Origin of the sequence: Streptomyces sp. NPDC056231 (assembly GCF_048270745.1) — a bacterium.
Classification (GTDB): Bacteria; Actinomycetota; Actinomycetes; order Streptomycetales; family Streptomycetaceae; genus Streptomyces.
Genome location: NZ_JBLVKW010000084.1, coordinates 22,946 through 32,108 on the forward strand (window position 1 = coordinate 22,946; position 9,163 = coordinate 32,108).

A 9,163-nucleotide genomic window follows, 5' to 3' on the forward strand; every position below is an offset into this window, starting at 1 on the left:
TATGCGCGCTACCTGTCGTGACGGCTACTGGTCCCGGTACATCTCGGCGACCAGGAACGCCAGGTCCAGCGACTGGCTGCGGTTGAGGCGCGGGTCGCAAGCGGTCTCGTACCGCTGGTGCAGGTCGTCCACGAAGATCTCGTGGCCTCCGCCGACGCACTCCGTGACGTCGTCACCGGTGAGCTCGACGTGGATGCCGCCCGGGTGCGTACCGAGGCCCTTGTGCACCTCGAAGAAGCCCTTGACCTCGTCCAGGACGTCGTCGAAGCGACGGGTCTTGTGGCCGGAGGCCGCCTCGAAGGTGTTGCCGTGCATCGGGTCGGTGACCCAGGCGACGACCGCACCGGAGGCGGTGACCTTCTCGACCAGCGCGGGGAGCTTGTCGCGGACCTTGTCGGCGCCCATCCGGACGATGAAGGTCAGCCGGCCGGGCTCGCGGTCCGGGTCGAGGCGGTCGATGTAGCCGAGCGCCTCGTCGACGGTGGTCGTCGGGCCGAGCTTGATGCCGATGGGGTTACGGATCTTCGAGGCGAACTCGATGTGCGCGCCGTCCATCTGACGGGTGCGCTCACCGATCCAGACCATGTGACCGGAGGTGTCGTACAGCTCACCGGTACGCGAGTCGATGCGGGTCAGCGCCGACTCGTAGTCCAGCAGCAGCCCCTCGTGCGAGGAGTAGAACTCGACCGCCTTGAACTCGGCCGGGTCCGTGCCGCACGCCTTCATGAAGTTCAGCGCGTTGTCGATCTCGCGGGCCAGCGCCTCGTAACGCTGACCGGACGGGGACGACTTGACGAAGTCCTGGTTCCAGGCGTGGACCTGGCGCAGGTCGGCGTAACCACCGGTGGTGAAGGCGCGGACCAGGTTCAGCGTGGAAGCGGACGCGTGGTACATCTGCTTCAGCCGGTCCGGGTCGGGGACGCGGGCCTCCTCGGTGAAGGCGAAGCCGTTGACGGAGTCGCCTCGGTAGGTCGGCAGGGTCACGCCGTCGCGGGTCTCGGTCGACTTGGAGCGCGGCTTGGAGTACTGGCCGGCGATCCGGCCCACCTTGACGACGGGCACGGAGGCCGCGTAGGTGAGGACGGCGCTCATCTGGAGCAGCGTCTTCAGCTTGGCCCGGATGTGGTCGGCCGACACGGCATCGAAGGCCTCGGCGCAGTCGCCACCCTGCAACAGGAACGCCTCGCCCTTGGCGACGGCTCCCATGCGGGCGCGCAGCTGGTCACACTCGCCCGCGAAGACGAGCGGCGGATACGACGCGAGGTCCGCGAGTACATCGCGCAGAGCCTCGGCATCGGGGTACTCAGGCTGCTGCGCCGCGGGAAGGTCTCGCCAGGTGTTGCCACCGGCGACGGAGGTATTGGCGTTCACGGTCACAACCACAACATTACGGGTTCCAGGGGGGCATCCATCCGCACGCTCAACAGTTGAGACGCGCGCCCGGACGGACCGGGCGTCCGATAGGGTTCGGACATGTTCGCGCAGACGCACCAGAACTGGTGGTGGACCGCTCATCCGGCGGCCCACTGATTCATCGCGCGACAGACCACGCGAAGGCCGCCCGAGGGGCGGCCTTCTCTGCGTGTCGGGGCCGTTCCTCCATCCGGAAGGAACACCACCCCATGCCTCATCGCACCGTATCCGTCCTCGCCAGGCTGGTCCGGGACGACTGCCCGCCGTTCGCGCTGCTGCGCAGGCGCACCCCTGGTCACGACCACGACATCGTCGAGGTGCTGATCGGCGGGGTCCGGGAGGCCGACCGGCTCGCCGGTCTCCCGGTCGGACCGCAGCCCTCGCTCGCCCTGGTGCCGTTCCGGCAGATCGCCGAGCGCGGATTCGACGTGCGCGACGACGGGACGCCGCTGTCCGTGCTGGTCGCGGACGAGACGTACGAGCTTCCGCTGGACGAGGTGCTCGCCGCGCTGCCCACCCATGACGTACGGGTCGAGGGCGGCGCCTTCGACGTCCCCGACGAGGAGTACGCCGGCATCGTCCGACGGGTCATCGAGGACGAGATCGGGCAGGGCGAGGGCGCGAACTTCGTCATCCGGCGGACCTTCCAGGGCGGCATCCCGGGGTTCGGGCGGGCTGACGCGCTGGCTCTGTTCCGTCGGCTGCTGGCCGGTGAGCGGGGTGCGTACTGGACGTTCGTCGTGCACACCGGGGAGAGGACGCTGGTCGGCGCCAGCCCTGAGGTGCATGTGCGGATGTCCGGCGGGACGGTCGTGATGAACCCGATCAGCGGAACGTACCGCTACCCCGCCGAAGGGCCGACCGCCGAGAGCCTTCTGGCCTTCCTCGGCGACCGCAAGGAGACCGAGGAGCTCTCCATGGTGGTCGACGAGGAACTGAAGATGATGTGCACCGTCGGCGACATGGGCGGCGTGGTGATCGGGCCGCGGCTCAAGGAGATGGCGCATCTCGCGCACACCGAGTACGAGCTGCGCGGGCGCTCCTCGCTGGATGTGCGGGAGGTGCTGAAGGAGACCATGTTCGCCGCGACCGTCACCGGCTCGCCCGTGCAGAACGCGTGCCGGGTCATCGAGCGGTACGAGCCCGGCGGCCGCGGCTACTACGCGGGCGCGCTGGCCCTGCTGCGGCAGGAGCCGGGCGGCGCACAGACCCTGGACTCGCCGATCCTGATCCGAACCGCCGACATCGCAGCCGACGGACGGCTGCGAGTGCCGGTCGGGGCGACGCTCGTACGCCACTCCGATCCGGACAGCGAGGTCGCCGAGACCCACGCGAAGGCGGCGGGGGTACTGACCGCACTGGGCGTGCGGCCGGGACTGCCTCGGACGGAGGGGACGCGTCCGCGACTGGCCGGCGACCCCCGGGTGCGAGCCGCCCTGGACGCCCGGCGGGACGGGCTCGCGCCGTTCTGGCTGCGGATGCAGGAGCGCACACAGGAGCTCTCCGGCCATGCGCTGGTGATCGACGGGGAGGACACCTTCACCGCGATGCTGGCGCATCTGCTGCGCGCCTCGGGCCGCGAGGTGTCGGTGCACCGCTACGACGAGCCGGGGCTGCGCGAGACCGTCCGGGCGCACACGGGCCCGGTCGTGCTGGGCCCCGGGCCCGGGAATCCGGCCGACACCGGCGATCCGAAGATGCGGCTGCTGCGCGAGTTCGCCGCGGAGCTGGTACGGGAGCACCGGCACGGGCTGCTGGGGGTGTGCCTGGGCCATGAACTGATCGCGGCGGAGCTGGGTCTGGAGATCGTCCGCAAGACCGTGCCGTACCAGGGTGCGCAGACCCGGATCGAGCTGTTCGGGCGCCCGGAGACGGTCGGTTTCTACAACAGCTTCACCGCACGTTGCGATGATGAGACGGTCGCCGAGCTGGCCGCGCACTCCATCGAGGTGAGCCGGGACGCGGCCACCGGGGAACTGCACGCGCTGCGCGGGGGCGGGTTCGCGTCGGTGCAGTTCCACCCGGAGTCGGTGCTGACGCTGCGCGGCGCGTCGATCGTCGCCGAGCTGCTGGCAGGACTGCCCGTGCCCGGCTGACCGCGGACGCGGACGGGGCTCCGGAATCCGCCGAGGCGGTCCGGGGCCCCAGGGCCTTTCTTTCGGATCAGGCCGGGCTGAAACACGCCCTGGGTGTTCTGTCCCGGGAGGTTGTGGACGGGTGATGCAGGTCTCGGCTGAGGGATCTTGAACAGATGCGGGCCTTCCGGGTTCGGTGTGGATACGGTCCGTATCCCCGGTGCGCCGCTCGCACTCGGCCGAAGAAGACGCCGGACTCCGCGTAGAACGCCGGATCGAACGTCTTGAGCCGGGCGGTCGCTTCGGCGATCGGCACCCGCACCGGTCTCACGCTCCACCGGGCCGCGCCAGCCGTCCCGGAAGCCGATGAAGTCGTAGCCGTACTCCTGCACACCCTCGGACGCCGTCGGGCTCAGGCGTCGTCGAGGCCACGCTCGATCGCATACCGCACGAGCTCCACCCGGTTGTGCAACTGGAGCTTGCCCAGGGTGTTCTGGACATGGTTCTGGACGGTGCGGTGCGAGATGACCAGCCGCTCGGCGATCTGTTTGTACGAGAGTCCCTTGGCGACCAGCCGCAGCACCTCGGTCTCCCGGTCCGTCAGCTGCGGCGCCTTCGGCTCGTCCGATGCGACGGGCGCGGACTCGGATGCCAGCCTGCGGTACTCGCCGAGCACCAGGCCGGCGAGGCCCGGGGTGAAGACCGGGTCGCCGACGGCGGTGCTCCGCACGGCTTCGGTCAGCTCCTGCGTACTGGCCGACTTGAGCAGATAGCCGGTGGCACCGGACTTCACCGCCTCGAGTACGTCGGCGTGCTCACCGCTCGCCGAGAGCACCAGGACCCGCAGGCCCGGGTGGGAACCGACGAGTTCCTTGCAGACCTGGGCGCCGGGCATCCCCGGCAGGTTCAGGTCGAGGACCAGGACGTCGGGGGTGACGGCCCTCGCCCGGCGCACGGCCTGCGGTCCGTCACCCGCGGTCGCCACCACGTCGAAGCCGGACTCGGCGAGATCGCGGGCGACGGCGTCGCGCCACATCGGATGGTCGTCGACGACCATCACCCTGATGGTCCGCTGCTCGGCGCCCGCGGTGTTCTCCGTACTCATCGGCCGGATCCTGCCTTCCCCCGTGAATCCTTCGGAACCTTCAACTCGACCTCGGTTCCCTGGCCGGGCACCGAAATCAACTCTGCTGTGCCGCCCAGGTCGCGCAGCCGCCCCCGGATCGACAGGGCGACCCCCATCCGGCCTTCCCCCTCGGCCTGGGCCAGCCGCCCCTCCGGGATGCCAGGTCCGTCGTCCCGGACCGTGACGATCACCTCGTCCGGCCAGTCCTCGACAAGTATCCACGCCTGGGCGTCCTGGCCGGCGTGCAGCCTGACATTGTCCAGGGCGGCACTGACAGCGGCCGCGAGTTCCTTCGCCGCCGCCGGGGCGAGCAGGACCGGAGCACCGGGCTCCGCGAAGCTGACCCGGGAGCCGGCGTGCGGGGCCAGCAGGGCGCGCAGATCGAAGTCCGCCGAACCGGATGGGGTGTCCTCCCGGTCGTCGACCTCGACCGTACGGACCACCGCGCCCTCGGAAGTGTCCTCGGAGACCCGGGTGGTGGGCACGAGACCGCTGGAGACGAGGGTACGCAGGGCGACTTCCTGCTCCCCTGCCATCCGGCCCAGCTCGGCGGCCTCGCCGCCCAGCGCCGTACCGCGGCGCTGCACCATGGCGAGGACCTGGAGCACGCTGTCGTGGATGTCACGGGCCAGCCGCTCCCGCTCCCGGGTCGCCGCCTCGATCTCCAGGGCGCGGGCGAGAGTGCGCTCACTGGCGCGGGCAACCTCGACGACATACCCCACGGCGATGGAGGCGACCCAGACCAGCAGCACGTTGTGGAAGGTGTCCCGGCTGGGTTCGCCGCGCTCGATGATGTTGGCGACGGCGACGAAGGTGGAGGCCACCGCCGCCCACCGCCAGCCGCCCTTGATCGCGAACGCCAGGACGGAGCCCGCGGTCCAGATGGACGGCAGGGTCGGGCCGTCGACGTGCTGGGCCTCGAAGTCGGCGAGCGGGGTGAGGAGGATGCCGACGAGGGCGAGGGCCAGGTCGGCGCCGAGGAAACGCTTGGTGCAGGCGACGGCGCCCGCGACCTTCGGGAGGGTGCCGAGCGTCCAGGCCGCCATCACCACCAGGAAGGCGATCGCCACCCACGGCCGGTCGTAGCGCGCCCGGCCGAAGACGGCGAGCAGGATCGCGTAGACCATCGTCAGAATCCGGTACGCGGTCAGTGCGCGCCACAGCGGCTGCTCGACCGACATCCGTAGGACCCGCTCGCGCTTGGCCATGCCCCCACCCCCCGACGGACGCCGACGCGGTGACGCGCCGGCTCTTCCGTCACCCTTCCGTGCCGGACTTTCTGCCCGCGCGCTTCTCTTCCTCCGCGCGGCGCTTCGCCTCGTCCGCGATCTGGCGCTTGGCAGCGGTCGCGTAGATGTCGACGTACTCCTGCCCGGAGAGCTTCATGATCTCGTACATCACCTCGTCGGTGACCGAGCGGAGAATGAAGCGGTCGCCCTCCATGCCGTGGTAGCGGCTGAAGTCGAGCGGCTCACCGATCCTGATGCCCGGACGCATCAGCTTGGGGATCACCTGACCGGGCGGCTGGATCTTCTCCGTGTCGATCATCGCCACGGGGATGACGGGTGCTCCGGTGGCAAGCGCCACCCGGGCGAGACCGCCAGGCTTGCCGCGGTACAGGCGGCCGTCGGGCGACCGGGTGCCCTCCGGGTAGATGCCGAAGAGACCGCCGCTCTCGATGACCTCTATACCGGCCTTGATCGCCGCCTCACCGGCACCGCGGGCACCGGACCGGTCCACCGGGAGCTGGCCGACGCCCTTGAAGAAGGCAGCGGTCAGCTTGCCCTTCACGCCGGGCGCGGTGAAGTACTCGGATTTGGCGATGAAGGTGACCTTGCGGTCCAGTACGGCCGGCAGGAAGAAGGAGTCGGAGAACGAGAGATGATTGCTCGCGAGTATCGCCGGCCCCTGAGCGGGGATGTTCTCCAGGCCCTCCACCCACGGCCTGAAGGCGAGCTTCAATGACCCGCCGATGGAGAACTTCATTGCGCCGTAGATCAACTCGGGTGCCTCCTGTGTGCTGTCGCACTGACCTTAACCCGTGATGCTGCCGCCGTTCCTGCCCGGCGCGGGGCCGAAGCACAGCCGTGACCGGTGACGGCCCTGGTCGGTGTCAGTCCGGTCGCGTACGGTGAAGTAATCCTTCTTGCACTCCCCCTTTCGCTCCCTTTCGAGCCTCAAGAACAGGAGACCCCGGTGCCGGTCCTTCCTGGAGCCGAGCCGTTCCGCCACGAGGGCGGAGAGGTCGGCGTCCTCCTCTGTCACGGATTCACCGGTTCGCCTCAGTCGCTGCGCCCCTGGGCCGAATATCTCGCGGAGCGGGGACTCACGGTCGCGCTGCCGCTGCTGCCCGGGCACGGCACCCGCTGGGAGGACATGCAGGTCACGGGCTGGCAGGACTGGTACGCGGAGGTGGACCGGGAGCTGCGGGCCCTGTCGGAGCGGTGCCGTCAGGTCTTCGTCTTCGGGCTGTCCATGGGCGGTGCGCTGTCGCTGCGGCTGGCGGCGAAGCACGGGGACGAGATCAGCGGTCTGGTGCTCGTCAATCCGGGCAACAAGGTGCATGGCCTGGCGGCCTACGCACTCCCGGTCGTCCGGCATCTGCTGCCGTCCACGAAGGGCGTGGCGAACGACATCGCCCGGGAAGGCTCCATCGAGATCGGCTACGACCGGGTGCCGCTGCACGCGGCGCACTCCCTGCGGAACTTCTTCCGGCTGGTCGACGCGGAACTGCCGCAGGTCACCCAGCCGCTCCTGCTGCTGCACAGCCCGCAGGACCATGTGGTGCCGCCGGCGGACTCGGCGCGGATCCTCAGCCGGGTGTCGTCCACGGATGTCGAGGAGATCCTGCTGGAACAGAGCTACCACGTGGCGACGTTGGACCACGATGCGGAGCGGATCTTCGACGAGAGCTACTCGTTCATCGGCCGCCTCGCTCCGAGCGTCGGGAAGAAGGGGAGCACGTCAGGTGGCTGAGCACGACGCGGAGCGCGCGGGCAGCGAGGAGGAGCGCGAACCGCGCCCCACCGAGGGAGCGGCCCTGCCCGAGGACGGCGCGGGTGCGCCACACGTACCCGGGGGTCCGGGCCAGGGTGACGCGCTCGACGAGGACGCCGCCTGGGAGGCGATCGTCGCGGGCTACGGCGAGGAGCCGCCGGACCCGCCGGGCGCCAAGCCGTTCAAGTCGATCGAGGACCTCGCGCTCCTGGAGGACGGCGATCGCAACATACTGGAGCCGGACAAGGGCATCGACAAGAAGAAGCCGCCGGAGCAGCCGCTCGGCAGCTCGGTCGTCTTCGCCCCCGGTGTCCGCGGTCCCCGCGACTACGAGGTGGCGGAGCCGGCGGACGGCGACGACGCGGACGACAGCGACGAGGGACACTTCGTCCCGCCGGAGCCGCCTCCGCTGCCGGAGGCCGATGTCACGGCGAAGTTCGCCTGGCTCGCGGTCGTCGGCGGACCGGTGCTGATGCTGCTCGCCGTGCTGTTGCAGTGGGAGATGACGTGGTGGCTCACCACGGTCTGCATCGGCGGTTTCCTGGGCGGCTTCGTCACCCTGGTCGCGCGGATGCAGCACGACGACGAGGATGACGACGACCCCGGGCGCGGCGCGGTGGTCTGAGCCGGCTCCACCGGATCAGGCCGCCCGAGGGTGTCCGGTCGTATGAGGGCGGGGCCAGGGCGTGTTTCGAAAGTAGCGTCCTCCGCCCGCCCGGCAGACGGGGCTTTCGAAAAGCGCCCTAGACGGGCGAGGAGAGGGCGGGCACCCTGAGCGCGGCCAGTACCGGCAGATGGTCGGTGGCCGCGCGCAGGTCCTGTTCCGTGACGCCGGGCAGTCCCGACGGGACTCCGCAGCCGAGGACTTCGATGCCTCTGCTCGCGAAGACCGCGTCGATGCGCAGGCGCGGATCGTGGGCCGGGAAGGTGAGTTCGCCACCCCACGGCCGGACGGACCGGGCGTCCTGGAGCCGCCCGGCCAGCAGCTGGAAGGCTTTCCCCTCCGGTGCGTCGTTGAGGTCGCCGGCCACGATGACGTGCTCGACCGCCATGGCGTCCAGCCGGTCGAGCAGCAGGTCCGCCTGGACCACGCGCTCCTCGTGGCGCAGGCTCAGATGGCAGCTCAGCAGGCCGATCCGGGTGCCCGCGATCCGTACCACCGCCGTGGCCAAGCCTCTGCGGTGCAGTCCGGGGGTGCGCGGCAGCAGCAGGTCCTCCGTGCGTTCCACGGTGGCGCGCAGCGAGCACAGGAGCAGCGGCCCGGCGGCGGTGGCGCCGCCGGAGAGGACCACCAGGTCGGTGTGGGCGGCGAGCCAGGCGGCGCGCTTGCGCCAGCGGAAAAAGCGCGGGGCCTCCTGGATGAAGACCAGATCGGGTGCGCAGGCGCGGATGACGCGGGCCAGTGCCTCAGGGTCGTCGCGCATCGACCGGATGTTGTAGCTGAGCACTCTGATGACGGCCGAACCGTCCGGCTCGGTACGGGAGTCGGGCAGCTCTGTCATAGCCATACGGCTCACCATACGACGGACGCCCGCCGCGCCCGGTGAGGGCG

9 protein-coding genes are annotated in these 9,163 nt (G+C 70.3%); 4 read left to right on the top strand and 5 right to left on the bottom strand.

Annotation, left to right across the window (positions count from 1 at the left end):
• Positions 1 to 24 precede the first annotated feature (24 nt).
• Positions 25 to 1,371, bottom strand: coding sequence for a class II 3-deoxy-7-phosphoheptulonate synthase (locus ACNPQM_RS37115; RefSeq protein ID WP_418087408.1), 1,347 nt, complete (start codon positions 1,369 to 1,371; stop codon positions 25 to 27).
• Between the two features lie 102 nt (positions 1,372 to 1,473).
• On the opposite strand from ACNPQM_RS37115, the gene ACNPQM_RS37120 reads away from it, so the two are divergent.
• Both ACNPQM_RS37120 and ACNPQM_RS37125 read left to right on the top strand, forming a co-directional pair.
• Positions 1,474 to 1,530, top strand: a complete 57-nt coding sequence (locus ACNPQM_RS37120) for a trp operon leader peptide (protein ID WP_107063558.1) — start codon at positions 1,474 to 1,476, stop codon at positions 1,528 to 1,530.
• Positions 1,531 to 1,622: 92 nt separating this feature from the next.
• The gene (locus ACNPQM_RS37125; RefSeq protein ID WP_418087404.1) at positions 1,623 to 3,509 is read left to right on the top strand and encodes an anthranilate synthase family protein; all 1,887 of its coding nucleotides are present in this window, start codon (positions 1,623 to 1,625) and stop codon (positions 3,507 to 3,509) included.
• 391 nt (positions 3,510 to 3,900) lie between these two features.
• Here ACNPQM_RS37125 and ACNPQM_RS37130 read toward each other — a convergent pair whose 3' ends face one another.
• The 3 genes from ACNPQM_RS37130 to ACNPQM_RS37140 are packed head-to-tail and all read right to left on the bottom strand — an operon-like array spanning position 3,901 to position 6,615.
• Positions 3,901 to 4,593 carry a response regulator transcription factor gene (locus ACNPQM_RS37130; RefSeq protein ID WP_358858060.1) on the bottom strand — a complete coding sequence of 231 codons (693 nt, stop codon included), beginning with the start codon at positions 4,591 to 4,593 and terminating at the stop codon, positions 3,901 to 3,903.
• A complete protein-coding gene (macS, locus tag ACNPQM_RS37135) occupies positions 4,590 to 5,822 on the bottom strand; it encodes a MacS family sensor histidine kinase (RefSeq protein WP_358858061.1) in 1,233 nt (410 codons plus the stop codon). Before macS ends, ACNPQM_RS37130 begins: the two co-directional genes overlap by 4 nt.
• Before the next feature lie 49 nt (positions 5,823 to 5,871).
• Positions 5,872 to 6,615 carry a lysophospholipid acyltransferase family protein gene (locus ACNPQM_RS37140; RefSeq protein ID WP_358858062.1) on the bottom strand — a complete coding sequence of 248 codons (744 nt, stop codon included), beginning with the start codon at positions 6,613 to 6,615 and terminating at the stop codon, positions 5,872 to 5,874.
• A gap of 195 nt (positions 6,616 to 6,810) precedes the next feature.
• On the opposite strand from ACNPQM_RS37140, the gene ACNPQM_RS37145 reads away from it, so the two are divergent.
• Together ACNPQM_RS37145 and ACNPQM_RS37150 are read left to right on the top strand one after the other, a co-directional pair.
• The gene (locus ACNPQM_RS37145) at positions 6,811 to 7,590 is read left to right on the top strand and encodes an alpha/beta hydrolase (protein ID WP_418087405.1); all 780 of its coding nucleotides are present in this window, start codon (positions 6,811 to 6,813) and stop codon (positions 7,588 to 7,590) included.
• Positions 7,583 to 8,236, top strand: a complete 654-nt coding sequence (locus ACNPQM_RS37150; protein WP_418087406.1) for a hypothetical protein — start codon at positions 7,583 to 7,585, stop codon at positions 8,234 to 8,236. The genes ACNPQM_RS37145 and ACNPQM_RS37150 overlap by 8 nt, the downstream gene beginning before the upstream one ends.
• Positions 8,237 to 8,354: 118 nt before the next feature.
• On the opposite strand, the gene ACNPQM_RS37155 is transcribed toward ACNPQM_RS37150, so the two are convergent.
• The gene (locus ACNPQM_RS37155) at positions 8,355 to 9,119 is read right to left on the bottom strand and encodes an endonuclease/exonuclease/phosphatase family protein (RefSeq protein WP_358858065.1); all 765 of its coding nucleotides are present in this window, start codon (positions 9,117 to 9,119) and stop codon (positions 8,355 to 8,357) included.
• Positions 9,120 to 9,163: the final 44 nt, after the last annotated feature.

What these genes read in the sequence shown, in the direction of transcription:
- ACNPQM_RS37125 (WP_418087404.1), top strand. Translation starts at nt 1,623, where the DNA reads ATGCCTCATCGCACCGTATCCGTCCTCGCCAGGCTGGTCCGGGACGAC.
- ACNPQM_RS37130 (WP_358858060.1), bottom strand. Translation starts at nt 4,593, where the DNA reads ATGAGTACGGAGAACACCGCGGGCGCCGAGCAGCGGACCATCAGGGTG.
- macS (WP_358858061.1), bottom strand. Translation starts at nt 5,822, where the DNA reads ATGGCCAAGCGCGAGCGGGTCCTACGGATGTCGGTCGAGCAGCCGCTG.
- ACNPQM_RS37155 (WP_358858065.1), bottom strand. Translation starts at nt 9,119, where the DNA reads ATGGCTATGACAGAGCTGCCCGACTCCCGTACCGAGCCGGACGGTTCG.